We start from the raw sequence: 24,616 nt of genomic DNA, 5'->3' as shown, positions 1-24,616 counted from the left end.
AGCCCGCCGCGGCGAGCCGGTGGGCCCCGACGCAGGGGCAGTGGGCAGAGCGGCCGGTCACGGGTGGCCCGTGACGGCCCCGTCGGGTGGTGTCACTCCTCGGAGCAGGTGTCGGTGCTGCCGGAGTGTAGACCGACCCCCTGACGAGATCATCTCCCCGTTCGGTCCGGACCCCCTCCGAGCGGCCTCGATCACGGGATGTGGCAGGTCACGGCCCTCCCGCGGGAGCCGGGCGGACACCGTCGGTGGGACGAGGACAATGGTGGGGACGGTTCGCCGTCGAGAACCCCTGAGAGACCCCTGGAGGCCGGACGCCGTGAGCACCCCCGGGACCGGACCGCTGATCGTCCAGTCCGACAAGACGCTGCTGCTCGAGGTCGACCACGAGAACGCCTCCGCGGCCCGGACCGCCATCGCGCCGTTCGCCGAGCTCGAGCGCGCGCCGGAGCACGTGCACACCTACCGCGTCACGCCGCTCGCCCTGTGGAACGCCCGTGCGGCGGGCCACGACGCTGAGCAGGTCGTCGACGCCCTCGTCAGCCACTCGCGCTTCGCCGTACCGCAGAACCTCCTCATGGACGTCGTCGAGACCATGGGGCGCTACGGGCGGCTGCAGCTGACCAACCACCCCGCGCACGGCCTCGTCATGGTGTCGTTCGACCGTGCCGTGCTCGCGGAGGTGAAGCGCAACAAGAAGATCTCCCCGCTCCTGGGCGAGCAGATCGACGACGACACGGTGATCGTGCACCCGTCGCAGCGCGGCCTGCTCAAGCAGATGCTGCTGAAGGTCGGCTGGCCGGCCGAGGACCTCGCGGGCTACGTCGACGGCGAGGCGCACCCCATCGAGCTCGCCGAGGACGACTGGGAGCTGCGGGACTACCAGGCAGAGGCCGTCGAGGGCTTCTGGGCGGGTGGCTCGGGCGTGGTCGTCCTGCCCTGCGGCGCCGGCAAGACCCTGGTCGGCGCGGCCGCCATGGCGAAGGCGAAGGCGACGACGCTGATCCTGGTGACGAACACGGTCGCCGGTCGGCAGTGGAAGCGTGAGCTCGTCGCCCGCACGTCGCTCACCGAGGACGAGATCGGCGAGTACTCCGGGGAGCGCAAGGAGATCCGCCCGGTCACCATCGCCACGTACCAGGTGATGACGCGCAAGACCAAGGGCGTCCACCGCGCGCTCGAGCTGTTCGACTCCAAGGACTGGGGTCTGATCATCTACGACGAGGTGCACCTGCTGCCCGCACCCGTCTTCCGGATGACTTCCGACCTGCAGTCCCGCCGTCGCCTCGGCCTCACCGCCACGCTCGTCCGCGAGGACAACCGCGAGGGCGACGTGTTCTCGCTGATCGGCCCGAAGCGCTACGACGCGCCGTGGAAGGACATCGAGGCGCAGGGCTGGGTCGCGCCGGCGGACTGCGTCGAGGTCCGCGTGACGATGACCGACAACGAGCGGATCATCTACGCCACCTCCGAGGCCGACGAGCGCTACCGGATGTGCGCCTGCGCGCGGACGAAGATCCCGGTGGTGCAGTCGATCCTGGCCCGCCACCCCGACGAGCCCACGCTGATCATCGGCGCCTACATCGACCAGCTCGAGGAGATGGGGCGGGCGCTCGACTGCCCGGTCATCCAGGGCTCGACGTCGAACAAGGAGCGCGAGCGGCTGTTCGGGGAGTTCCGCCGCGGCGAGCTGCCCCGCCTGGTCGTCTCGAAGGTCGCGAACTTCTCGATCGACCTCCCCGAGGCGTCGGTGGCGATCCAGATCTCGGGGACCTTCGGGTCACGCCAGGAGGAGGCCCAGCGCCTCGGCCGGCTCCTGCGCCCCAAGGCCGACGGACGGCAGGCGCACTTCTACTCGGTCGTCTCGCGCGACTCGGTCGACGCCGACTACGCCGCCCACCGGCAGCGCTTCCTCGCCGAGCAGGGCTACGCCTACCGGATCGTCGACGCCGACGACATCCTCGGCCCGCCGGTGCCCGAGGTCGACGCCGACTAGCGGCCGTACCAGGGCACCTCGGGTCGGGGGCCCGGGATCGGGGTGGTGGCCGTGCTCGGCCCCACCCCGAAGGACCGCGGGTCGTCGACGTCGACGATCCGGCGACCCAGCGGCGTGAGCGAGACCGGGATCAGCTTGAGGTTCGCCCACGCGAACGGGATGCCGATGATCGTCACGGCGAGCGCGATCGCCGTGAAGACGTGCCCGAGGGCGAGCCACCAGCCGGCCACCACGAACCAGATGATGTTGCCGAGCGTCGACCCGACGCCGTGGTCGGGGCGACGCTCCAGCCGCTGGCCGAACGGCCACAGGGCGAACAGCGCGATCCGGAACGAGGCGATGCCCCACGGGATCGTCACGACGAGGACGCAGCAGATGACGCCGGCGATCACGTAGCCGATGGCCATCCACACCCCGGCCAGCACCAGCCACACCACGTTGAGCACGATCCGCAGGCCTTCCATGCGTCCAGGATGCCCGGATCCGCTGAGAGGTCGCTGAGCGCTGCGGGAACTATTTCCCGACGACGGGTCGGTGCGGGCCGGTGCGTCGAAGGTCGCTTTCCGGCGTCCTCCGCGAGGGGCACACCAGGCAGCTCCACGGCCCGCCCGGCATGCCTGACGTGCCCCTCGCGGCGTCAGTCGAGCACCCGCCCCCTGGTCTCGGGCAGCGTCAGGATGATCAGGAACGCCACCACGGCACCGCCGGTGACGTACCAGAAGAACAGCTGCGGCTGCCCGGCCCCGGAGAACGCCGCGATGAGCAGCGGGGCCGTGCCGCCGAAGAGCGCGACGGTCAGGTTGTACCAGGCACCGATCCCGAGGGCGCGGAGCTCCGTCGGGAAGATCTCGCTCATGATCGCCGGCGCGATCGAGGAGAACACGGCGTAGAGACCGAGGCCCACGGCGAACACGACGACCAGGTTCAGCAGGGGCGGTCGGTCGGTGATGAGCAGGCTCAGCGGCACCGTCAGGACCGCGAAGGCGGCCGACCACACGAGCATCTGGGGCTTGCGGCCGAAGCGGTCCGCGAGGGCGCCCATCGGGTACTGGAGCACGATGAACACCAGGGTGCCGATCGACAGCGCGAGGAACACCTCGCTGCCGTCGGCGTCGCGGAACTGCACCGCGTACGGAGTCAGGGCGCTGAAGAACGTGTAGTAGCAGAGCGTCGAGAGCAGGGTGAACCCGAAGAGCTGCAGCACCGAGCGCGGGTGGTGGGTGAGCGTCCGCAGCAGCGGGTTCCTCGTGGCCCTGGCCTTCTCGACGTTCTCCTCGAACTGGTCGGTCTCGGCGAGGCTGCGGCGGAGCCAGAGCCCGACGAGGCCGAGGACGCCGCCGACGACGAAGGCGATGCGCCAGCCGTAGGACTCGAGCTCGGGGCGGGCCAGCGTCGAGGTCAGGAGCAGGCCGAGCAGCGAGGCGGCGAGCAGCGCGACGCCGGTGGAGATGTAGAAGAAGCTGGAGTAGCGGCCGCGGCGCTCCGGCGGCGCGATCTCGGCGAGGTAGGCGCTGGCGTTGGACACCTCGCCACCGAGTGAGAGGCCCTGCGCGATCCGGGCCAGCAGGAGCAGGATCGGCGCCAGCCAGCCGACGGCGCCGTAGGTCGGCAGCACGGCGATCAGCAGCGAGCCGCCGGCCATCAGCAGGATCGTCACCAGCATCGCGAACTTCCGGCCGCGCAGGTCGGCGAGGCGCCCGAGGAGCACGCCGCCGAGCGGGCGGAAGAAGAACGCGAGCGCGTAGGTCGACGTGGTGCCGATGAGCGCCAGCGTGGGATCGCTCCTGTCGAAGAACTGCGAGGAGAAGTAGACCGCGAACGTCGCGTAGATCGTCCAGTCGAACCACTCGACGGCGTTGCCGATGCTCGCGGCCACGAGCGTGCGCACCGGGAGCTTGTGACGCTCGGTCGACGCCTGGTCCGTCACCTGGCTCATGCGCGCTCCCTCACGGTGGTCCGTCGGGCACGCACGGTAGGTGATTCGTCCGGTTCCGGCCAGAGGGCGTCGCACCCAGTGGAAGACGGCCTGTGGCAGGTGCCCGGGAACGACGAACGGGCCGCACTCCACCGAAGTGGGGTACGGCCCGTCGTCAGGAACGGAGCGTGGACTAGAAGTCCATGCCGCCCATGCCGCCCGTCGGGTCGGCGCCGGCACCGGCGCCCGCCTTCTCGGGCTTGTCGGCCACGACCGCCTCGGTGGTGAGGAACAGCGCGGCGATCGACGCGGCGTTCTGCAGCGCCGAGCGGGTGACCTTGGCCGGGTCGATGATGCCGGCCTTGATCAGGTCCTTGTACTCACCGGTGGCGGCGTCGAGGCCCTCACCGGTGTTGAGTCCACGGACCTTCTCGGCCACGACGCCGGGCTCGAGGCCGGCGTTGTGCGCGATCTGCTTCAGCGGCGCCTCGAGCGCGGTGCGCACGATGTTGGCGCCGGTGGCCTCGTCCCCGTCCAGCCCGAGGCCGGAGAAGACGTCGCCGGTCGAGGCCTGCAGCAGGGCGACGCCGCCGCCGGCGACGATGCCCTCCTCGACCGCGGCCTTGGCGTTGCGGACCGCGTCCTCGATGCGGTGCTTCCGCTCCTTGAGCTCCACCTCGGTGGCGGCACCGGCGCGGATCACCGCGACGCCACCGGCCAGCTTGGCGAGGCGCTCCTGGAGCTTCTCGCGGTCGTAGTCGGAGTCCGAGCGCTCGATCTCCGAGCGGATCTGGGTCACGCGACCCGCGATCTGCTCGGCGTCGCCGGCACCGTCGACGATGGTGGTCTCGTCCTTGGAGACCGTGACCTTGCGGGCGCGGCCGAGCAGCGAGAGGTCCGCCGACTCGAGCTTGAGGCCGACCTCCTCGGAGATGACCTCACCACCGGTCAGGATCGCCATGTCGGCGAGCATCGCCTTGCGGCGGTCACCGAAGCCGGGGGCCTTGACGGCGACCGACTTGAACGTCCCGCGGATCTTGTTGACGACGAGCGTGGCCAGGGCCTCGCCCTCGACGTCCTCGGAGATGATCGCGAGCGGCTTGCCGGACTGCATGACCTTCTCCAGCAGCGGGAGCAGGTCCTTCACCGACGAGATCTTGGAGGACATGAGCAGGACGTAGGGGTCGTCCAGCTCCGCCTCCATCCGGTCCTGGTCGGTGACGAAGTAGGGCGAGATGTAGCCCTTGTCGAAGCGCATGCCCTCCGTGAGCTCGAGCTCGAGCCCGAAGGTCTGCGACTCCTCGACGGTGATGACGCCTTCCTTGCCGACCTTGTCCATCGCCTCGGCGATGAGCTCGCCGATCTGCGCGTCGGCGGCCGAGATCGAGGCGGTGGCAGCGATCTGCTCCTTGGTCTCGACCTCCTTGGCGGACTTCAGGAGCGCCTGCGAGACGGCCTCGACGGCCTTCTCGATGCCCTTCTTCAGCGCCATCGGGTTGGCCCCGGCGGCGACGTTGCGCAGGCCCTCGCGGACCAGCGCCTGGGCGAGGACGGTCGCGGTGGTCGTACCGTCACCGGCGACGTCGTCGGTCTTCTTCGCGACCTCCTTGACGAGCTCGGCCCCGATCTTCTCCCACGGGTCCTCGAGCTCGATCTCCTTCGCGATCGAGACGCCGTCGTTGGTGATCGTGGGGGCTCCCCACTTCTTCTCCAGGACGACGTTCCGGCCGCGCGGGCCGAGGGTCACCTTGACGGCGTCCGCGAGGCTGTTCATGCCCCGCTCGAGGCCGCGACGGGCCTCCTCGTCGAACGCGATCATCTTGGCCATGCTGGGTGGTCCTCCGATGAGAGACACGTGTGCTCGGCCAGGGGGTGCCCGCGACGGACGACCGGCTCCATTGCGCCGGTCTCACCGACCCGACCTGGCACTCGACACTACCGAGTGCCAGAAGCGAGTCTGGCACTCGGGTGGGGCGAGTGCAAGCGACCGGGGCGGGTGCGTCAGGCGAGGAGCAGGACGAGCACGACGATCACCGCGGCCACCACCGCGCCCCCGACGACGAGCGCCGCCACGGGCCGCCCGGACGACCGGCCGCCCCCGAACGCCCCGAGGTCGCTCGGCGCCGCGGGCGCCTGCGTGCGCTGCGGCGGTGGCGCGGTCCGAGGCGGCAGGGGCGCCCGCACCGGCACCCCGTTCCCGACGACGGGCCTTCCCGACGACGGGTACGGCCGGCTCGGCGCGGACGGGCGGGCGGACGGGGACCCACCGGGCGGCACGGGCGGGCGCGGCGGCGTGGCGGGCTGCTGACGCCGGACGTCAGCGGCGGGCCACCGCTGACCGACGGGAGCCGCGGCAGGACCCCCTGTCGGCGTGCTGCCCTCGACTCCTGTCGGGGCCGACCGGCGGGCCAGCGCGGAGCGCGCCCCGGTGACCAGGTCACGGGCGCTCCCGGGGCGCCGCGCGGGGTCGACGGCGAGTGCCCGCCGCAGCAGGGCGTCGACCTCCGGGCCGAGGGCGGCGGCACCGCCGGACACGGTCGGCACGTCCCCCGCCAGGTGCGCGTCGATGACCTCGGTGACCGAGCCGCGGTACGGGGCGTGCCCGGTCAGGCAGGTGTAGAGCACGCAGCCGAGGGAGTAGACGTCGGTCCGCGCGTCGACCGGTTCACCGCGCAGGTGCTCGGGGGCGGCGAAGGTCGGCGAGCCCAGGAAGTCCCCGCCGCGGGTGCGGTGGCCCGTGGCGCCGCGGTGGGTGAGGCCGAAGTCGGCGAGGTAGGCGTGATCGGAGCCGGACGTCGCGCCGCCGATGAGCACGTTCGCGGGCTTGACGTCGAGGTGGACCAGGCCGTGGGCGTGCACCGCGTCGAGGGCGTCGGCGACCTGGTCGAGCAGGCGCAGCGCCCGCTCGGGGACGAGGGGCCTGCCGCCGACGAGGGTCGCGAGGTCCGGGCCCTCGACGAAGCGCATCGCGATGTAGAGGCGGTCGTCCACGCTGTCGACGTCGTAGAGCGGCACGACGTGGGGGTGGTCGACCGCGGAGGTGTTGCGGGCCTCGTCCCGGAACCGCTCGCGGAACTCCTCGTCGCCCGCGAGCGCCGGGTCGATGACCTTGAGCGCGACGACGCGGCCGAGGCGGGTGTCGGTGGCGCGGTAGACGGTGCTCATGCCGCCGCGACCGATGACGCCCTCCACCCGGTAGCGACCGAGCGAGGACCCCGTCAGGTCCTCGGTCGGCACGTCGCTCCGGGTCACGGCGACGAGGGTAGAGGCCGGACCGGCCGCCGCGGGCGTGATCGCGCTCCCGCGTCGGCGCTGGTCCGGGCCTCCGGGCACGATGTCGAGCCGTGAGCGATGCGCACGGACACGGGCACGGACACGACCACGGCGATCCCACGGCGATGCGGCCCGTCGAGGAGCACGCGGCCACCGTCGCGGCTCTGCTGCCAGCCACGGGCACCGAGACCGTCCCGCTCGCGGCCGCCCGGGGCCGGGTGCTCGCCGTGGACCTCTCCTCGCCGGTGTCGCTGCCGCCGTTCGACAACTCGGCGATGGATGGCTACGCGGTCCGGGCCGCCGACCTCGCGACGATGCCCGTGACGCTGCCCGTGCCCGAGGACGTGCCGGCCGGGCGGGTCGACGGCCCGCCGCTCGCCCCCGGGACCGCCCACCGGATCATGACCGGCGCACCGGTCCCGGAGGGCGCCGACGCGGTGGTGCAGGTGGAGTGGACCGACGGCGGCCTCCCCGGCGCCACGGTGACGGTCGAGCGTCCCGTCGAGGCCGGGCAGAGCGTGCGGACCGCCGGCGACGACGTCACCGCGGGGCAGGTCGTGCTGACCGCCGGCACCGTGCTCGGCGCCGCCCAGATCGGGCTCGCGGCCGCCGTCGGGGCGCCGGAGCTGACCGTGCACCGCCGGCCGCGGGTCCTCGTGCTCTCCACCGGCTCGGAGCTCGTCGCGCCCGGCGAGCCGCTGCGCCACGGCCAGATCCACGAGTCGAACGGCCCGATGCTCGCTGCCGCCGTCGAGGACGCGGGCGGCGAGGCCCGCCTGCTGCGCTTCGTCCCCGACGACGTCGACGAGTTCCTGACGACGCTCGACGCGGCCCTCGCCGAGCCCACCGACCTCGTCATCACCTCCGGCGGGGTCAGCGCGGGCGCCTACGAGGTGGTCAAGGACGCGTTCACCACGCGCGGGATCGCGTTCACGAAGGTCGCGATGCAGCCCGGCATGCCGCAGGGGGCCGGGCGGTACGAGGACCGGGTCGCCGTCGTGACCCTGCCCGGGAACCCGGTGAGCTCGCTGGTGTCGTTCGAGGTCTTCGTGCGTCCGGCTCTGCGCCGCGCCGCCGGGCACCCGCACCCCGACCGGGCGCGGGTACGCGCCCGGGTCGCCGAGAACCTGCGCTCCCCCGCCGGCCGCCGCCAGTTCCGGCGCGGCCGCCTGGACGCCGTCGACGGCACGGTGGCGCCGGTGGGCGGGGCCGGCTCGCACCTGCTGGCCGCGCTCGCGCAGGCCGACTGCCTGCTGGTCGTCCCGGCGGGGACCACCGAGGTGGCGGCCGGCACCGAGGTCGAGGTCTGGCTGCTCGAGGGCTGACCCGGCACGGGTGACCGCCGTTCGGGTGGCCCGCTGGTCCGACGGCGAAAAACGGTTTGGCGTTGACGGCGAGATCGGGCACCATGTGTGAGGACTCTCATGGTGCGTTCGCCGGACGAGTTCACCCCGGGTAGCCCGATGGCTGACCGCCGTGCCCGTCGCGGCCGGTCACACATCGACCAACCGCTTGTCGCTGGGGAGCGGACGAGCGGTTCTCGCCGGGGTCGCCGTCTCGGGGGATGGCGGCCCCGGCCCTGCCCGGTGCGTGCCGATAGATTCGATTCAGCACCCGTCGTCGACGCGAAGGTTGACCGTGTCCGATCGCTCCCCCGCTCCTGGCGACCCCGCGGCCACCGCGCGCGAGAAGCTGCCCGCTCCCCGGCGCAACCCGGTGCTCCACGCCCTCGACCTCGTCCGCGAGACCCTGCCGCCGCTGCACCCGGGCGGTGCCCCGGTCATCGGCGCGGTGGCCGCGGGGGCCCTCGCCGTCCGCGCGGTCCGCGGGCGCGGCACCCTCGGCGCCGTCCTGACGACGGGGGCGGTCGCGGCCTTCTTCCGCGCCCCGCACCGCGCGACGCCCCAGCGCGCCGACATCGCGGTGGCGCCTGCCGACGGCACCGTCAGCGTCATCGGGGACGCCGAGGCCCCGCCCGAGCTCGTCGCCAAGGGCTTCCCCTCGGGCCCGCGCCCGAGGGTGAGCACCTTCCTGTCGGTCTACGACGTGCACGTCCAGCGCATGCCCGCCGACGGGCAGGTCCTCGCCGTCGAGCACCGCCCGGGCACGTTCGTCTCCGCCGACCTGCCCGAGGCCAGCGAGGCCAACTCCCGGACGGCGGTCTGGCTGCGCGACACCGCGGGCCGTGACCTCGCCGTCGTCCAGATCGCGGGCCTCGTCGCCCGCCGGATCGTCTGCGACGCGGCGCCGGGCGACGAGGTGCGCGCGGGCGAGACCTACGGCCTGATCCGCTTCGGCTCCCGGGTCGACCTGCTGCTCCCGCCGGGCGCCGAGATCGGCGTGCACGTCGGTCAGCGCACCGTGGGCGCCGAGACGGTGCTGGCCGAGCTGGGGAAGCCCTAGTGCCCGCCTCGACCGCCCCGGGCGTGCGCCTGCTGCCCAACGCCGTCACGGTCCTCGCGCTCTGCTCGGGCCTCTCGGGCGTGCAGTTCATGCTCGCCGGCAACGCGGTCGCCGCGATCGCCGCGATCGCGCTCGCCGGGGTCTTCGACGCCCTCGACGGTCGCCTCGCCCGACTTCTCGACGCCTCCAGCCGGATCGGCGCGGAGCTGGACTCGCTGTCGGACTGCATCTCGTTCGGCGTCTCGCCGGCGCTGATCCTCTTCCTGTGGTCGCTGCACGACCTGCGGGTCGGCTGGGTCGTCGCCCTCGTGCTGGTCGTCTCGGCCGCACTGCGGCTCGCCCGGTTCAACACGCTGTCCGACGACACCGAGGCGAAGCCGTTCGCGGGGGAGTTCTTCGTCGGCGTGCCCGCCCCGGCCGGGGCGCTCGTGGCACTCACCCCGCTGGCCACCGAGCTGCTGCTCGGCCCGGGCTGGTGGTCGGCGCCGGTCACGGTGGCGATCTGGACGGTGCTCTCCGCCGCGCTCATGATCTCGCGGATCCCGACGGCGTCGCTCAAGAGCGTCCGGGTGCCCCCGCAGGCGATCGCGCCGGCCCTCGTCCTCGTCGCCCTGGTCCTGGGCGCGATCGTCGCGGTGCCGTTCCTGCTCTACCCCATCGCGATCCTCGCCTACCTGGCCCACATCCCCTACGCCGTCTACCGCTACCGCTGGCTCGACCGGCACCCCGAGGTCTGGCACGTCCCGCCGCGCCAGCGCCGCGCCGTCCGCCGGGCGCACCGGCGGCTGGGCCTCATGCCCCCGCGCCGTCCCCTCCCCCGACGCGTCGCCGGCGCGGCCGCCCGCGCGGGCCGCCGGACCATCAACCGCGACCGGCCCGGGCCGCAGCGCCTCGGCGTGCGGCGTCGCCGCCGCGGACAGGACCAGTCGTGACGTCCCCGCAGGTCACCCTCACCGCCCAGCTGTCCACCTCCGCGGTCGACGCCCGGCGCGGCGTCGTGCGGCTGCACGGCGAGGTGTTCGCCGCCCTCGGTCTGGCCGTGTGGGACGCCGTGCGCCTCGTCGGCACCCGCGCGACGGTGGCCCTCGCGGCACCCGCCGTCGGAATGACCGCCCCCGGTACCGCGACCCTCGACGAGACCGCGATGATCAACGCCGGCATCGTCGCCGGGACACCGGTCGCGGTGGAGCCGGTGGCCGTGACGGCGGCCCGGACCGTCACCGTCTCCGGGTCCCGGCTCGCGACCGGAGCCGTCGCCCCGGAGACCCTGCGTCTGGCGCTGACCGGCAAGGTCCTCTCCCCGGGCGACACCGTCTCGCTGCTGCCGCAGGACCTCGCGCCCGTCCCGGGGGCGGACGCGGTCGGCACCCGGACCCGCCTCGCCGCGGAGCTCGGCGGGACGTGGACGACCGAGCTGGTCACCGTCGTCGACGTCGAGCCCGCGGGGCCGGGCGCGTTCGTCGTCGCCCCCAGCACCGTCGTCGGCTGGCAGGACGGCCCGCGGACCGGCGCGCGAGGTCTTCCCGACGACAGGTCGGGCTCGTTCGCGCCGTCCGGTTTCTTCGCGTCCGCGCCGCGCGCCACGGGCCCGGCCGCGCCCGGTCCGGGCCTCGCCGCCGCGTCGGCCGGCACGCCGACCGCGGCACCCGAGCCGCCGCCGACGCCCGCGGAACCCGGCGTCGCGGTCACCGACCTGGTCGGGCAGCAGGAACCTGCCCGTCGGCTGCGGGAGTGGCTGGACCTCGTCTTCCGGCGGCCCGAGCTGCTGACCCGGCTCGGTGCGGCCGCCCGCCTCGGCGTGCTCGTGACCGGCCCCGAGGGCGTCGGCCGGACGACCTTCGTCCGCGCGGTGGCCGCCGAGGCCGGCGTGGGCGTCGTCGTGCTCGACGCGCCCGCGGCCGCCGCCCTCGAGGCCGGGGCCGCCGCCGAGCGGGTGCGCTCGGCCTGCTCGCGGGCGCGCTCCGCCACCGGACCGACGGTGCTGCTGGTCCCCGACGTCGAGACCCTCCTGCCCGCGTCCGACCCGCCGCCCCTCGCGACCGTCGTGCTCGACGAGCTCCGGTCCGTGGTCGCCGACGGGGTCGCGCTCGTCGCCACCGCGCAGGGCGGCGAGGCCGTCGACCCGCGCCTGCGCGCCCCCGACCTCGTCGACCGGGAGCTGGGGCTGCCCGCCCCCGGCGACCGCGAACGGGCCGAGCTGCTGCGGGTGCTCCTGCGTGAGGTGCCGCTGGCGGCGGATGTCGACCTCGGGGCCGTCGGGCTCCGGACGCCGGGCTTCGTCGCGGCCGACCTCGTGGCGCTGCGCCGCGAGGCCGCGGTGCGCGCGGCGCTGCGGGGCGGCTCGGGCGACGAGCTGGAGCTCGAACAGGACGACCTCGTCGGCGCGGTGTCCTCGGTGCGGCCGGTGTCGCTGTCGTCGTCGGGCTCGCGGACGCTGCACGCGGGCGGGCTCACCCTCGACGACGTCGGCGACATGGTCGAGACCAAGCAGGCGCTCACCGAGACCGTCCTCTGGCCGCTGACCTACCCGGACTCGTTCGCCCGGCTCGGCGTCGACCCGCCGCGCGGGGTGCTGCTCTACGGCCCGCCCGGCGGCGGCAAGACGTTCCTCATGCGGGCCCTGGCCGGGACCGGGCAGCTCAACGTGTTCGTCGTGAAGGGCGCGGAGCTGCTCGACAAGTACGTGGGCGAGTCCGAGCGGGCGGTGCGGGAACTGTTCCGGCGGGCCGCGGACGCCGCGCCGGCGCTGGTGTTCCTCGACGAGGTCGACGCGCTCGCCCCACGGCGGGGCGGATCGTCCGACGCCGGCGTCGCCGACCGGGTGGTCGCCGCCCTGCTGACCGAGCTCGACGGGGCGACCCCGCTGCGCGACGTCGTGGTGCTCGGCGCCACGAACCGGCCGGAGCTGATCGACCCGGCGCTGCTGCGACCCGGGCGCCTCGAGCGCCAGATCTACGTGCCGCCGCCCGACGCCGAGGCCCGGGCGGCGGTCCTGCGGGCCGCGTCGAAGTCCACGCCGCTGGCCGACGACGTCGACCTCGACGCCCTCGGGGCCTCGCTCGAGGGCTACTCGGCGGCCGACTGCGCGGCCCTCGTCCGCGAGGCCGCCCTCACGGCCATGCGGGCGTCCCTGGACTCCACCGAGGTGACCGCCGCCCAGTTCGAGGCCGCCCGCCAGGTGGTGCGGCCGTCCCTCGACCCGCGGCAGCTCGCCGAGCTGGAGGCGTACGCGAACCGGGGGTGAGCGGGTCGCCCGACCGTCGTCAGCCGTGGCCCACCGCTGACGCCGGACGTCAGCAGGTCGCCACGCTCACGCCGGGTGCGGCGGCAGCCCCCGGAACGGTGCGGCGGCCACCCGACAGGAACGGCCCACCGCTCGCATCCGGTGCGAGCGACGGGCCGCGCCGGTCGGCGGAGGGGCGGCGGGCTCAGGAGCCCTTCTGCGCGTTCTGGCCCCAGTTGTTCGTCGCGATCACGATGACGCCGGGCGAGGCGCCCTCGATCCCGGGGAAGCGGGGCTCGGCGCGGATGCCGAACGCCGAGGCCAGCGCCTCCGCGGCGCCCTGCTCCCCGCTGCCCGGGCGGTAGTAGACGGTGCTGACGGGGATGACGCCCTGGGCGTAGTTGCCGGTCTCGACGACGTCGAAGCCGCGGTCCTTGATCTGCCCGGCCGCGGTCTCGGCGAGGCCGCGGATCGTCGAGTTGTTGTACACGCGGACCGGCACGGCCGCGTAGGACGCACTCCCGCCCCCGCCGCCCGAACCCGAGCCCGACCCGGACCCCGAGCCGCCGCCCGGCACGATCGGCGGTGCCACCGCCACGGGCGGGAGAGCCGCGGTGACCGGTGGCGCAGCACCCGGCGTCGGGGCTCCCGCCGCACCGGGCTGACCCGCCGCGCCGGCCTGGTCGCCGCCCGGCTGACCGGCCTGGCCCGGGGCGGGCGACGGCGACGCGCCCGTGTCGCCCGACGGGGGCGCGATCGTGGACGTCGGGGAGGCCGCGGGGGCGCTGGAGGTGCCCTGGCCACCGAGGCTGATCAGACCCACGACGGCGGCGATGGCTGCCACGCCGAGCAGCGCGACCCCCGCGATGCGCAAGCGGGAGGCGCCGGACGCCCCGGGACCCGTCATGACCCTGCTCCCCTTCCGGCGATAACCGTTCGAGGGATCAGGAGACCACTACGTCGGCTCCACACCGAGCCGACGCGCCGCACGGGCGCGCTGACGTGTCTGCCGCAACCGCCGCAGCCGCTTCACGAGCATCGGGTCGGCCGCGTGCGCCTCGGGACGGTCCACGAGCGCGTTGAGGACCTGGTAGTACCGCGTCGCGGACATGTCGAACAGCTCGCGGATCGCCTGCTCCTTGGCGCCCGCGTACTTCCACCACTGCCGCTCGAACGCGAGGATCTCGCGGTCCCGGCGGGTGAGTCCGTCGTCGGGGGCCGAGGCGTGCCGGCCGGCGGACGGGGCCGGGCCGGTCGAAGCTGCAGGTGCGTCCATCACGCTCCTCGGAGTCGTTCCGCCGACCCCCGCGGGAGCCGGACCGACGAATGACACGGGTGTCATTCGCGTGCCCTCCATTCAACCACGCCCCCCTGACAACACCGTGGCGACGCACGTCGTCACCAGCTCCCACCTGCGACGGAGCCGCCGTCTAGGCTCGCCCGCCGTGACCGTCCGCCCGATCGTCGTGACCGGCGAGCCCGTGCTGCACGCCCCGACGACCCCGTTCACCGACGAGGAGTTCGGCTCCGACGCCCTGCGCACCCTCGTCGACGACCTGTTCGAGACGATGGACGCCGCGCACGGCGTGGGCCTGGCCGCGAACCAGGTCGGGGTCGGCCGGCGGGTGTTCGTCTACGACTGCCCCGACCCGGAGCTCGAGGGCGAACGGCGCCGCGGGGTGGTGGTCAACCCGGTGCTCGAGACGAGCGAGATCCCCGAGACCATGCCCGACGAGGACGACGACGCCGAGGGATGCCTCTCGGTGCCGGGCGAGAACTTCCCGACCGGCCGGGCCGACTGGGCCCGCGTCACCGGCCGCGACGTCGAGGGCGGACCGGTGAGCGTCGAGGGCCGTGGCTTCTTCGCGCGGTGCCTGCAGCACGAGACCGACCACCTCGACGGCCTCGTCTACACCGACCGGCTCATCGGGCGGAACAAGCGCGCGGCGAAGCGGGCCGTCCGGGCGCACGGGTGGGGCGTCCCCGGGCTGACGTGGATGCCGGGCGTCGACCCGGATCCGTTCGGCCACTGACCCCTCTCCCCGTGGCAGGAAAGCGTCGTTGCTGTCACGGGACGACAGCAACGACGCTTTCCTGCCACGCGGTGGAGACCGTCCGCCCACGACGAACACCGGTGAAGCAAGCGCTGCAACGGTGTAAGCACGAGGACGTGGACGAGCTCGACTCCTACTCCCGCACCGTCGTGACGGTCGCCGAGACCCTCGGCCCCGCCGTGGCCGCCCTCGCCGTGGGCGACCCCGAGCGGCCCCGGGGTGCCGGCAGCGCCGTCGTCATCCCCGATCCGGCGGGCACCGGCACGGTGCTCGTCACGAACGCCCACGTCGTCGACCGGGCCCGCGGCGGACGCGCCACCTTCGCCGACGGCAGCCACGCCGACGTCCGGGTCCTGGGCGCCGACCCGCTCTCCGACCTCGCCGTCCTCGCCGTGCACCCGGACGCCGCCACCCCGGACCCGGTCACCCTCGGCGACGCGAGCACCCTGCGGGTCGGTCAGCTCGTCGTCGCCGTCGGGAACCCCTTCGGCCTCGCGGGCAGCGTCACCGCGGGCGTGGTCAGCGGGCTCGGGCGCAGCCTCCCGACGAAGGACGGCCGCGTCGTCGAGGACGTCATCCAGACCGACGCCGCCCTCAACCCCGGCAACTCCGGCGGCGCCCTGGCGGACGCGCGCGGGCACGTCGTGGGGATCAACACGGCCGTGGCGGGCGTCGGGCTGGGCCTCGCCGTGCCGTGGAACGACACCACCCGCGCGATCGTCGCGAGCCTGCGCCGCGACGGGCGGGTGCGCCGGGGTTACCTCGGGGTGGTCGGCGCCCCGGCCCCGCTGCCGGTCGACGTGGCCCTGCGGCTCGGACGGCGCCAGGGGTTGCGGGTCGCCGAGGTGGTGCGTGAGAGCCCGGCCGCGAAGGCCGGCCTCAAGCCCGGCGACCTCATCGTCGACGCCGACCGCGAACCCGTCAGCCAGGCCCGCGACCTGCAGCGCCGGCTCTTCGCCGACGCGATCGGCCGGACGCTGCCCGTGACCGTGCTGCGCGGCGACGCGATGGTCGACGTCCTCGCGGTGCCCGCGGAGCTCACCGGCTGATTCTGCGAGCGGACCCCGGAACCGGTGATCATCAGCTGCTCACGATCCCTTGCGACGGGCCGCCCCCGATGGCACCGTCGGCGGCGGATCCACAACTGCACACGCGGGAGCTCGCACCAGGAGCGGGCTGAGAGGGCGGCTTGACCCCGGGGTCAGGCGCCGCCGACCGCCGAACCTGACCGGGTAATGCCGGCGTAGGGAGTCATGAGCACCGCACCGCAGCACGTCACCACCGGCCCCGTCGACGGGTCGCGCAAGATCTACGTCGACGGCGTCCCGGCGAGGCGCATCGAGCTCACCGACGGCACCCATCTCGACGTCTACGACACCTCCGGGCCGTACACCGACCCAGGAGCGACGATCGACCTCGAGGCGGGCCTGCCCCGTCGTCGGGACGGCAGCGACCGCACCCAGCTGGAGCAGGCCCGGGCCGGCGAGATCAGCCCGGAGATGGCGTTCGTCGCCGTCCGCGAGGGCGTCACGCCCGAACTCGTCCGCGCCGAGGTCGCCGCCGGCCGCGCGGTCATCCCGGCCAACCACCGCCACCCCGAGTCCGAGCCGATGATCATCGGCAAGGCGTTCGCGGTGAAGATCAACGCCAACATCGGCAACTCGGCGGTCACCAGCACCATCGCCGAGGAGGTCGAGAAGATGGTGTGGGCAACCCGGTGGGGCGCCGACACCGTCATGGACCTCTCCACCGGCGCCGACATCCACGAGACGCGGGAGTGGATCCTGCGGAACTCGCCGGTGCCGATCGGGACCGTGCCGATCTACCAGGCGCTGGAGAAGGTGCGTGACCCCGAGAAGCTCACGTGGGAGGTCTACCGCGACACGGTGATCGAACAGTGCGAGCAGGGCGTCGACTACATGACCGTCCACGCCGGAGTCCTGCTGCGCCACGTCCCGCTGGCGGCGCGACGGATGACCGGCATCGTCAGCCGCGGCGGCTCGATCATGGCCGCGTGGTGCCTCGCGCACCACCGCGAGTCGTTCCTCTACGAGCACTTCTCCGAGCTCTGCGACATCCTGCGCCGCTACGACGTGACGTTCTCCCTCGGCGACGGCCTGCGGCCCGGATCGATCGCCGACGCGAACGACGAGGCCCAGCTCGCCGAGCTGCGCACGCTCGGGGAGCTGACGCACATCGCCCGGGCGAAGGGCGTGCAGGTGATGATCGAGGGTCCGGGTCACGTGCCGATGCACAAGATCGCGGAGAACGTGCGCCTCGAGGAGGAGTGGTGCGGCGAGGCGCCGTTCTACACGCTCGGGCCGCTCGCCACCGACATCGCGCCGGGCTACGACCACATCACCTCGGCCATCGGCGCGGCGCAGATCGCGCAGGCCGGCACCGCGATGCTCTGCTACGTGACGCCGAAGGAGCACCTCGGCCTGCCGAACCGCGACGACGTGAAGGTCGGCGTGATCACCTACAAGATCGCCGCGCACGCCGCCGACCTCGCCAAGGGCCACCCCCGCGCCCAGGAGCGGGACGACGCGCTGTCGAAGGCCCGCTTCGAGTTCCGCTGGCACGACCAGTTCCGGCTCGCCCTCGACCCCGACACCGCCCGCAGCTTCCACGACGAGACGCTGCCCGCGGAGCCCGCCAAGACCGCGCACTTCTGCTCGATGTGCGGCCCGAAGTTCTGCTCGATGCGCATCAGCCACGAGATCCGCGACCAGGTGGAGGCCGGGATGGCCGGGAAGGCGGCAGAGTTCGCCGCGGGCGGCAACCGGGTCTACCTGCCGGTGGCCGGTTCATGACAGGGATCCAGGACAGCACGCCGATAGGGGGTCCGCGCACCTCGAGCCCGCCCGTCGCGCTCTCGATCGCCGGCACCGACTCCGGCGGCGGCGCCGGCATGACGGCGGACGTGCGCGCCTTCGCCGCGTGCGGCGTGCACGGGGCCGTGGCGGTCACGGCGGTGACGGTGCAGAACTCGCTCGGCGTGAGCGGGTTCCACCCGATCCCGCCGGACGTCGTCGCGGACCAGATCCGGACCGTCGCCGGCGACATGGGTGTCGACGCGGCGAAGACCGGGATGCTCGCGACCGCCGAGATCATCGCGGCGATCGCGGCGGTGTGCGACGAGGTGGGGATCGGGTCGGGCGGCATCCCGTTCGTGGTCGACCCGGTGGCGGCGTCGATGCACGGGTCGTCGTTGCTGGCGGACGACGCGCTCGACGCGGTCCGCACGCAGTTGCTCCCCCGCGCCACGCTGGTGACGCCGAACCTCGACGAGATCGCGCTGCTGGTCGACGTGAAGGTGGTCGACGACGGGTCGGCGCGGGAAGCGGCGCGGGCGCTGCACGACCTCGGTGCGCACGCGGTGCTGGTGAAGGGCGGGCACCTGGAGGCGACCTCGGGCCGCCGTCAGGACGAGTGCGTGGACCTGCTGTCGATCGACGGCGAGGTCCACGAGTTCCGCTCGCCGCGCCTGGATCGGCCACACACGCACGGCGGCGGGGACTCGCTGGCGTCGTCGATCACGGCGGGCCTCGCGCGCGGGATGTCGCTCGTCGATGCCGTGGCGCTGGGGAAGCGGTACATCACCCGGGCGGTCGAGGACTCCTATCCGCTGGGCGCGGGGCACGGTCCGGTGTCGTCGTTGTGGGCGGCGGCGCTCTAGCGGGTCGCGTCGACGACGAACGGCAGGTCGAGTCCGAGCAGGACCCGATCCGCCGTCAGGAGCGTGAGTCCGAGCGCGCGCGCCTGGGCGACGAGCAGCCGGTCGAACGGATCGTGGCGACGGAGGGCGGCCGGCAGCGTCCGGACTCCCTCCGCCTGCTCCGCGCTGACGGGGAGCATGGTCAGGCCCTGAGCCGCCAGAGCGTCGACGAGATTCTCCGGCAGATCGAGCCTCCGAGCATGTGCTTGATCGACAACTCCCACACCGACGTCGCCGACACGTGGACGGCAGCGGCGTCGGCGATCCCGCCGCGGGCCTCGCGCCCCGGTCTCGGATGATCGTCGAGGAACCAGAGTGCGGGTGTGGCTATCGAGCAGGAGCATCGCCGTCGGACCCTCGGGCCCCGTAGAACATGTCCTCGATCTCGGGGTCGGGCCAGTCGAACGCAGCGTCGTCGTAGCGGATCCGCCCCTTGAGCCCGCCGAACACGACCGGCTTCCGCTGGTGCGGCACGAGCTCGGCGACGGGCTCGCCGGCCTTCGAGATGATGACGCGCTCGCCCGCGGCCACCTGCTCCAGCAGGCGGGACAGATGCGTCTTCGCCTCGTCGACGTCCACGTTGACGGTCACCGCCACCTCCTGCTCGGTCCGATGAGTCACCTCGCGCGCGCGTGGCATTCTCCGAGCATGGCCGAGACCCCGCCCCGCGCGCTGACGATCGGCGGCTCCGACTCCGGCGGCGCCGCCGGGATCGAGGCCGACCTGCGGGCGATGACGGCCTGCGGGGTGCACGGCTGCGTCGCGATGACGGCCGTGACGGTGCAGAACTCGCTCGGCGTGTCCGGTGTGCACCTGGTGCCACCGGAGACGGTCGCGGCGCAGGTCCGGGCGGTGGTGACCGACATCGGCGTCGGGGCGGCCAAGACCGGGATGCTCGCGACGGCGGGGATCATCGAGGCGGTCGCGGGCGTCGTCGACGAGGTCGGGATCGGCCGGGAGAGCACCCCGTTCGTCCTCGACCCGGTCGCCGCCTCCATGTACGGCGAGCCGCTGCTCGCCGACGACGCGATGGAGGCCATCCGCACGCTGCTCTTCCCGCGCGCGGCGCTGGCGACCCCGAACCTCGACGAGATCCGTCTGCTCGCCGGCGTGACCGTCACCGACCGCGACACCGCCCGGAAGGCCGCCGACGCCCTGCACGACCTCGGCGCCCGCTGGGCCCTGGTGAAGGGCGGGCACCTGCACGGGTCGCCCGAGGTGACCGACCTGCTCTCGGACGGCACGGACACCTGGGAGTTCACCGGTCCGCGGATCGACACCCCGCACGTGCACGGGGCGGGCGACGCGCTCGCCAGCGCCACGTGCGCCGGACTCGCGCGGGGCCTGGAGATGCCCGACGCCGTGGCCTACGCCGAGCGCTACATCCGCCGCGCCGTCGCGGCGTCCTACCCGCTGGGCGCCGGGACCGGACCGGTGTCGCCGCTGTGGGCGATCGCGGACTGGGACGTCGGCTGACGGATCATGGTGCGATCGGCGCCCGGATTCGTACGATCCATCCCGTGCTCGAGGTCCGGCTGCTGGGGGCGCTGACCGCGTCGCTCGACGGGCGCCCCGTCGACCTCGGCAGCGCCCAGCGCCGGGCCCTCGTCGCCCGCCTCGCGGTGGCCGAGGGCGAGGTGGTGCCGGTCGACCGGCTCGTCGACGACCTCTGGGACGGCGAACCCCCGCCCCGGGCGCTCGCCGGGCTGCAGGCCCACGTCAGCCACCTGCGCCGGGCCCTGGAGCCGGACCGCGCCCCGCGCACCCCCGCGACCGTGCTGGTCAGCGCGGCCGGTGGGTACGCCCTGCACGCCGACCTCGACACCGTCCGGGCCCGGGACCTCCGCCGGGCGGGCACCCCCGCCGACCTGCGCACGGCCCTCGCCCTGTTCACCGGCCCGCCGCTGGCGGAGTTCGCCGACGCGGTCTGGGCCGCCCCGGAGGTGGAGCGGCTGAGCGAGCTGCGCCGCGCCGTCGTCGAGACCCTGGCCGCGGCGGAGGACGACCCCGCCGTCGTCGTCGACCTCCTCACGCCCCACGTCCGGGCGGAGCCCCTGCGCGAGGAACCGGTCCGCCTGCTCGCCCGGGCGCTGTACCGCAGCGGCCGCCAGGCCGACGCGCTCGCCGCGATCGCCGCGCTCCGCCGCCGGCTCGACGACGAGCTCGGCCTGGACCCCTCCCCCACGACCGCCGACCTCGAGGCGGCGATCCTGCGCCACGACGTCGGGGACCTCCCCGACCTCCGTGGCAGGACGTCGCCGCTGCCACCGGACGACGGCAACGACGTCCCGCCACCGGAGGAGAGCGGCCTCCTCGGGCGCGACCGCGAGACGGCCCGGCTGCTCGCCGTGGCCGACGGGGTCGCGGACGGTCCCGGGCTGGTCGCGCTCGTGACCGGGGAGGCCGGTGCCGGCAAGTCCGTGCTCGCCGAACAGCTCGCCGACACCCTGGCCGCCCGGGGCTGGCGCACCGTGCGCGGGCGGTGCCCGGAGGTCGACGGGGCGCCGCCGGCGTGGGCGTGGACCGAGGTGGGTGCGGGCCTGGGGCACGGCGGCCCGCTCGGCGGGGACACCTTCCACGCCGGCCAGGCCCTGCTCGACCTCGTCGCCCGCACGCCCCGGCCCCTGCTCGTCGTGCTCGACGACCTGCACCGCGGGGACGAGGAGACGTGGCGCCTGCTGCGTGTGGTGGCGTCGGCCCGGGTCGAGGGCGTGCTGATCGTCGGGACCGCCCGGCCGGACGAGGTGCCCGACGAGCTCGTCGCGACCCTCGCCGCCCTGGCCGCCGTCGTCGCCGAACGCATCGAGCTCACCGGGCTCGACCCGGAGGCGGTCGCCGCTCTCGTGGCCGCCGAGCACCTCGCGGTCGACGACGACGTGGCCCGCCGCATCGCCGCCCGCACCGGCGGCAACCCGCTGTTCGTCCGGGAGGTCGCGCGCCTGGCCCGCACGGTCGGGCTGGAGGCGGCGGGACGCACGGTGCCGTCCGGGGTCCGGGACGTCCTGTCCCGCCGCGCCGCCCAGCTCCCCGCGCCCGCGCTGACGACGCTGCGGCGCGCGGCGGTGCTCGGGCGGGACGTGGACGTGTCGGTGCTGGTCGCGCTGGAGGGCGACGACGAGGACCGGGTGCTCGAAGCGTGCGAGGCCGGGGTCGTCACCGGCCTGCTCGTCGAGTCCGGCCCCGACGCCGTCCGCTTCACCCACGACCTGGTCCGCGAGACCCTCTACGACGAGCTCCCCCGCCTGCGGCGCGCCCGGGTGCACGCGGAGGTCCTCACCGTCCTCGAGGCGCAGCACCCCGACGACCTCGCCGCGCTCGCCCGCCACGCCCTGGCCGCCGGGCCGGTCGCGGGGCGTGACCGGGTCGTCGACCACGCCGAGCGGGCCGCCGCGGCAGCCCGCCGGGACCGGGTGCCGCGCACCGCGGCGGAGCTCCTCGTCGGTGCGCTCGAACTCGCGACCGACCCCGCCCACCGGCTGCGGCTGCGCTGCGCCCTCGCCTCCGCGCTCTCCCACGCGGGAGCGGGAGCACCCGCCGTCCGGGAACGGAGCCTGGCCCTCACCGAGGCGGCCGCCCTCCCCGACGACCGGTCGGCGCTGCTCGCGGCCGCGACCTGCGTCGACGGGCCGGTCACCTTCGCGCTCACCGAGAACGCGACGCTCGACCGGCCGCTGCTCGACGCCGTGGCGCGGCTGCTGGAGCAGGACCTCCCGGCGGCCGACCGGGCCCGCCTGCTCGCGACCCGCGCCTTCGCCTGGCACCCGCGCGAGCCCGAGCTCGCCGTGGCCGACGTCGACGCCGCCCTCGCGGTGGCGCCGGAGGACCCCGCGCTGCGCTGCGTCGTGCTCAACGCCCGCTTCTGGTCGCTGCTGCAGCCCGAGCTCTGGGACGGGCTCGACGAGCTCGGCGTCGACCTGCTCGCCGAGGCCGAGCGGGCGGGCTCCCTGGGCCACCGGGTGGTCGGGCACCACGCCCGGTTCCTGCACGCCTGCCACCGGGAGGACTTCGTCGCGGCCCGCGCCCACGCCGACACCGCGCTCGCCGAGGCCCCCGACGGCCAGCTCGCCGCCACCGTCGGCTGGACCACCATCTTCGGGGCGCTGGAGGCCGTGCTCGACGGACGGTACGACGAGGCCGAACGGCTCTACGTCGGGTTCGGCGAGGCGATGGGGGCGCAGGGCCTCGCGAACGCGTCGGCGCTGACGCTGGCCGGGCTGATCGGCATCCGGCACGCACAGGGCCGTCTCGGCGAGCTCGTCGCCCCGCTCGCCGCGGAGTACGCGGCCCGCGGCGACATCGTGGCCGAGCCCTACGCCGCCGCCCTGGTCGCGGCCGGTCGGCTCGACGAGGCGCGCCGGGTGTGGCGCCCCGACGTCCCGATCCGCCGCGACTGGTGGTGGGTCTACTGGACCGTGCTGCGCCGCGAGGTCGCGGCGGCGCTCGGCGACGCGGCGGTCGCCGAGACCTGCCGTCGGGACCTCGAGCCGTGGCGCGGGCACCTGGCCGGCGCGATGAGCGGGACGGCCACGCTGGTGCTCCGTGTGTGAGCAGACGTCGCCATGGCGACCTCTTCCGCTCACCCGGCCGCAGGCCACAGCACCCGCGACTCCCGCCGGTAGCGGGGCAGCAGCAGCTTCATGACGAGCAGGAGCGGCTTCGGGGCGCTCGCCGTCATCGTCGCGAACTCCTCCTCGGAGGTGGTGTCGACGATCCGCGGCAGGGCGTAGCGGATGCCGGCGCCGCCGCGTTGTGCGGCCCTCTCCACGACCTGCCACTCCGCGAGCGGGACGTAGGCCCGGATCACGGGGAACAGGTCGCGCTCCTCCTCGGCGATGTGCTCGTCGAGCAGGTCGGCGAGGTGGGTGAGGCGCTCGGCGAGCACGTCGACCCGTCCGCCCGAGGCGGCGACGGCGAACGCGGCGCGGATGTCGTCGAGCACCGGGTCGAGCGCGGCGTGGTCGTCGGAGAGCGGGGCGAGGTCGACCTCGGCGCCCGCATACCGCTCCAGCACCGGCCACAGCACGTCGTCCTCGGTCGCGTGGTGGTGGTGGATGTCCAGGCACAGGCCCTCGATCCAGGCACCGAACACCCGCCGTCGCCGGCCCGCCAACGGGTCGGAACCGTCGGCCCATGCGGCGGCCAGCCCGGCGAGCCGGCGGGCGTCGCGGCGCATGATCCGGTGCGCGACCCGGATGCCCAGCAGGTCGGTGTCGGAGGTGAGGACGGGGGCGGTGGTGGCGGTCATGACGTTCTCCTGTTCACGGAAGGTGATGACGACGAGCCTGGCTGGGCCGACTTGGTGGCGACTTGGCGGCGGACTTGGCGCCGCCGGGGACTCAGCCGAACAGAGCGCGATCGGCCCGCGCCTGCCGGCGGGCGCGCCACCCACCCGCTTCTTCCCGACGACGGGTCGCGGCGCCCGGCTCGGGCTCGCAGGCGGCGGCCAGCGCGGCGAGCAGCTCGGCCAGCCGCGCGAGGCGCGCGAAGTCGGCGGACGTGGCCAACGCGAGCGGGCGCGCCTGGAGGGCGTGCACGGCGAGGCCGGCGGCGGTGCGCAGGTCGTCGACCAGCCGGTCGTCGCGGGTCAGGAGGGGTGCGGCGTCGTGGGCGAGCCGTCGCAGCCGGGCGTCGAGCAGGTCGGGGCGACGCAGCGTCGCCGTGCCGTGGAGCAGGCCGCGGACCAGGTCGGCGAGCCGGACGGCGTCGTCGTGCAGCGCCGGGTCGACCGGCCGCCTCGTGTCAGCGGTGGCACACGGCGGACGTCCGGTGTCAGCGGTGGGCCACGGCTGCCGCGCGAGCCGCCCGACCGGAGCCGGGACCCGTCGTCGGGGAGCGAGTGTCGTCACGGGCCCGACGGTCGCCGGGCCCGCTTGTCAACGACTTGTGGGCTGCGCCCAGGTGAGCACTAGTTGTACTGACCGGACACGTTGGTTGAACCGGTGTGACGACACGGTCTGAATGATCTTGAGGGGAGGACCTCTCGGGAGTGCTGTGGAGCTGTCTGACGGCACCCATCACCACCGGGAGGTCCTCCGTG

21 protein-coding genes are annotated in these 24,616 nt (G+C 74.5%); 11 read left to right on the top strand and 10 right to left on the bottom strand.

The window, feature by feature from the left end:
• Window positions 1-316: 316 nt before the first annotated feature.
• Window positions 317-1,993: a DNA repair helicase XPB gene (locus QSK00_RS23460; RefSeq protein WP_285594633.1), complete on the top strand. Its 1,677-nt coding sequence runs from the start codon at window positions 317-319 to the stop codon at window positions 1,991-1,993.
• Here the strand turns inward: QSK00_RS23460 and QSK00_RS23455 are convergent.
• From QSK00_RS23455 to QSK00_RS23440, 4 genes are all read right to left on the bottom strand, one after another.
• The gene (locus tag QSK00_RS23455; protein ID WP_285594925.1) at window positions 1,990-2,448 is read right to left on the bottom strand and encodes a YccF domain-containing protein; all 459 of its coding nucleotides are present in this window, start codon (window positions 2,446-2,448) and stop codon (window positions 1,990-1,992) included. The two genes, QSK00_RS23460 and QSK00_RS23455, sit on opposite strands and share 4 nt — an antisense overlap.
• Before the next feature lie 182 nt (window positions 2,449-2,630).
• Window positions 2,631-3,929, bottom strand: coding sequence for an MFS transporter (locus QSK00_RS23450; RefSeq protein WP_285594632.1), 1,299 nt, complete (start codon window positions 3,927-3,929; stop codon window positions 2,631-2,633).
• Window positions 3,930-4,101: 172 nt separating this feature from the next.
• Window positions 4,102-5,736, bottom strand: coding sequence for a chaperonin GroEL (gene groL / locus QSK00_RS23445; protein WP_285594631.1), 1,635 nt, complete (start codon window positions 5,734-5,736; stop codon window positions 4,102-4,104).
• 173 nt (window positions 5,737-5,909) lie between these two features.
• The gene (locus QSK00_RS23440) at window positions 5,910-7,160 is read right to left on the bottom strand and encodes a serine/threonine-protein kinase (protein WP_285594630.1); all 1,251 of its coding nucleotides are present in this window, start codon (window positions 7,158-7,160) and stop codon (window positions 5,910-5,912) included.
• A gap of 146 nt (window positions 7,161-7,306) precedes the next feature.
• Between QSK00_RS23440 and moeA the strand changes: the two genes are divergently transcribed.
• From moeA to QSK00_RS23420, 4 genes are all read left to right on the top strand, one after another.
• The gene (moeA, locus tag QSK00_RS23435) at window positions 7,307-8,506 is read left to right on the top strand and encodes a molybdopterin molybdotransferase MoeA (RefSeq protein ID WP_285594923.1); all 1,200 of its coding nucleotides are present in this window, start codon (window positions 7,307-7,309) and stop codon (window positions 8,504-8,506) included.
• 313 nt (window positions 8,507-8,819) lie between these two features.
• On the top strand, window positions 8,820-9,584 hold the full coding sequence (locus tag QSK00_RS23430; protein WP_502872070.1) for a phosphatidylserine decarboxylase: 765 nt from the start codon (window positions 8,820-8,822) through the stop codon (window positions 9,582-9,584).
• A complete protein-coding gene (locus QSK00_RS23425) occupies window positions 9,584-10,516 on the top strand; it encodes a CDP-alcohol phosphatidyltransferase family protein (RefSeq protein WP_285594628.1) in 933 nt (310 codons plus the stop codon). Before QSK00_RS23430 ends, QSK00_RS23425 begins: the two co-directional genes overlap by 1 nt.
• Window positions 10,513-12,828, top strand: a complete 2,316-nt coding sequence (locus QSK00_RS23420; protein WP_285594626.1) for an AAA family ATPase — start codon at window positions 10,513-10,515, stop codon at window positions 12,826-12,828. The genes QSK00_RS23425 and QSK00_RS23420 overlap by 4 nt, the downstream gene beginning before the upstream one ends.
• Before the next feature lie 184 nt (window positions 12,829-13,012).
• On the opposite strand, the gene QSK00_RS23415 is transcribed toward QSK00_RS23420, so the two are convergent.
• Both QSK00_RS23415 and napA read right to left on the bottom strand, forming a co-directional pair.
• Window positions 13,013-13,714, bottom strand: coding sequence for a LytR C-terminal domain-containing protein (locus QSK00_RS23415; protein ID WP_285594624.1), 702 nt, complete (start codon window positions 13,712-13,714; stop codon window positions 13,013-13,015).
• Between the two features lie 48 nt (window positions 13,715-13,762).
• On the bottom strand, window positions 13,763-14,083 hold the full coding sequence (gene napA / locus QSK00_RS23410; protein ID WP_285594622.1) for a nucleoid-associated protein NapA: 321 nt from the start codon (window positions 14,081-14,083) through the stop codon (window positions 13,763-13,765).
• Between the two features lie 169 nt (window positions 14,084-14,252).
• Here napA and QSK00_RS23405 point away from each other — a divergent pair, with 169 nt between their 5' ends.
• The 4 genes from QSK00_RS23405 (at window position 14,253) to thiD (QSK00_RS23390) (ending at window position 18,540) form a co-directional block, all read left to right on the top strand.
• Window positions 14,253-14,840, top strand: a complete 588-nt coding sequence (locus QSK00_RS23405; protein WP_285594620.1) for a peptide deformylase — start codon at window positions 14,253-14,255, stop codon at window positions 14,838-14,840.
• A 137-nt stretch (window positions 14,841-14,977) separates the two neighbouring features.
• Window positions 14,978-15,910 (top strand): S1C family serine protease, encoded by a 933-nt coding sequence (locus QSK00_RS23400; RefSeq protein WP_285594618.1) that lies wholly within the window; start codon window positions 14,978-14,980, stop codon window positions 15,908-15,910.
• Window positions 15,911-16,114: 204 nt separating this feature from the next.
• On the top strand, window positions 16,115-17,674 hold the full coding sequence (gene thiC / locus QSK00_RS23395; RefSeq protein ID WP_285594617.1) for a phosphomethylpyrimidine synthase ThiC: 1,560 nt from the start codon (window positions 16,115-16,117) through the stop codon (window positions 17,672-17,674).
• Window positions 17,671-18,540 carry a bifunctional hydroxymethylpyrimidine kinase/phosphomethylpyrimidine kinase gene (gene thiD, locus QSK00_RS23390; RefSeq protein ID WP_285594615.1) on the top strand — a complete coding sequence of 290 codons (870 nt, stop codon included), beginning with the start codon at window positions 17,671-17,673 and terminating at the stop codon, window positions 18,538-18,540. Before thiC ends, thiD (QSK00_RS23390) begins: the two co-directional genes overlap by 4 nt.
• Here the strand turns inward: thiD (QSK00_RS23390) and QSK00_RS30445 are convergent.
• Together QSK00_RS30445 and QSK00_RS23380 are read right to left on the bottom strand one after the other, a co-directional pair.
• On the bottom strand, window positions 18,537-18,923 hold the full coding sequence (locus QSK00_RS30445; RefSeq protein ID WP_352231168.1) for a PIN domain-containing protein: 387 nt from the start codon (window positions 18,921-18,923) through the stop codon (window positions 18,537-18,539). The genes thiD (QSK00_RS23390) and QSK00_RS30445 overlap by 4 nt on opposite strands.
• Entirely contained in the window at window positions 18,907-19,170 is a 264-nt protein-coding gene (locus QSK00_RS23380; RefSeq protein WP_285594611.1) for a type II toxin-antitoxin system Phd/YefM family antitoxin, read from the bottom strand. Before QSK00_RS23380 ends, QSK00_RS30445 begins: the two co-directional genes overlap by 17 nt.
• A 57-nt stretch (window positions 19,171-19,227) precedes the next feature.
• On the opposite strand from QSK00_RS23380, the gene thiD (QSK00_RS23375) reads away from it, so the two are divergent.
• The gene (gene thiD, locus QSK00_RS23375) at window positions 19,228-20,055 is read left to right on the top strand and encodes a bifunctional hydroxymethylpyrimidine kinase/phosphomethylpyrimidine kinase (RefSeq protein WP_285594609.1); all 828 of its coding nucleotides are present in this window, start codon (window positions 19,228-19,230) and stop codon (window positions 20,053-20,055) included.
• Window positions 20,056-20,099: 44 nt separating this feature from the next.
• A complete protein-coding gene (locus tag QSK00_RS23370) occupies window positions 20,100-23,126 on the top strand; it encodes an ATP-binding protein (RefSeq protein WP_285594607.1) in 3,027 nt (1,008 codons plus the stop codon).
• A gap of 29 nt (window positions 23,127-23,155) precedes the next feature.
• Here the strand turns inward: QSK00_RS23370 and QSK00_RS23365 are convergent, their stop codons facing one another.
• Together QSK00_RS23365 and QSK00_RS23360 are read right to left on the bottom strand one after the other, a co-directional pair.
• Window positions 23,156-23,824 (bottom strand): hemerythrin domain-containing protein, encoded by a 669-nt coding sequence (locus tag QSK00_RS23365; RefSeq protein WP_285594605.1) that lies wholly within the window; start codon window positions 23,822-23,824, stop codon window positions 23,156-23,158.
• Window positions 23,825-23,915: 91 nt separating this feature from the next.
• On the bottom strand, window positions 23,916-24,425 hold the full coding sequence (locus QSK00_RS23360; RefSeq protein ID WP_285594603.1) for a hypothetical protein: 510 nt from the start codon (window positions 24,423-24,425) through the stop codon (window positions 23,916-23,918).
• Window positions 24,426-24,616 lie beyond the last annotated feature (191 nt).

The sequence above is a fragment of the Actinomycetospora sp. NBRC 106378 genome (genome assembly GCF_030269685.1).
Taxonomy (GTDB): domain Bacteria; phylum Actinomycetota; class Actinomycetes; order Mycobacteriales; family Pseudonocardiaceae; genus Actinomycetospora.
The sequence above is the reverse complement of the archived record's forward strand: the minus strand, read 5'-3'. Positions and strand labels throughout refer to the sequence as shown.

Excerpts from the sequence above, each read along its gene's own strand:
- QSK00_RS23450 (WP_285594632.1), bottom strand. The coding sequence starts at position 3,929 with ATGAGCCAGGTGACGGACCAGGCGTCGACCGAGCGTCACAAGCTCCCG.
- groL (WP_285594631.1), bottom strand. The coding sequence starts at position 5,736 with ATGGCCAAGATGATCGCGTTCGACGAGGAGGCCCGTCGCGGCCTCGAG.
- moeA (WP_285594923.1), top strand. The coding sequence starts at position 7,307 with ATGCGGCCCGTCGAGGAGCACGCGGCCACCGTCGCGGCTCTGCTGCCA.
- QSK00_RS23415 (WP_285594624.1), bottom strand. The coding sequence starts at position 13,714 with ATGACGGGTCCCGGGGCGTCCGGCGCCTCCCGCTTGCGCATCGCGGGG.
- napA (WP_285594622.1), bottom strand. The coding sequence starts at position 14,083 with ATGGACGCACCTGCAGCTTCGACCGGCCCGGCCCCGTCCGCCGGCCGG.
- thiC (WP_285594617.1), top strand. The coding sequence starts at position 16,115 with ATGAGCACCGCACCGCAGCACGTCACCACCGGCCCCGTCGACGGGTCG.
- thiD (WP_285594615.1), top strand. The coding sequence starts at position 17,671 with ATGACAGGGATCCAGGACAGCACGCCGATAGGGGGTCCGCGCACCTCG.
- QSK00_RS30445 (WP_352231168.1), bottom strand. The coding sequence starts at position 18,923 with ATGCTCCTGCTCGATAGCCACACCCGCACTCTGGTTCCTCGACGATCA.
- thiD (WP_285594609.1), top strand. The coding sequence starts at position 19,228 with ATGGCCGAGACCCCGCCCCGCGCGCTGACGATCGGCGGCTCCGACTCC.
- QSK00_RS23365 (WP_285594605.1), bottom strand. The coding sequence starts at position 23,824 with ATGACCGCCACCACCGCCCCCGTCCTCACCTCCGACACCGACCTGCTG.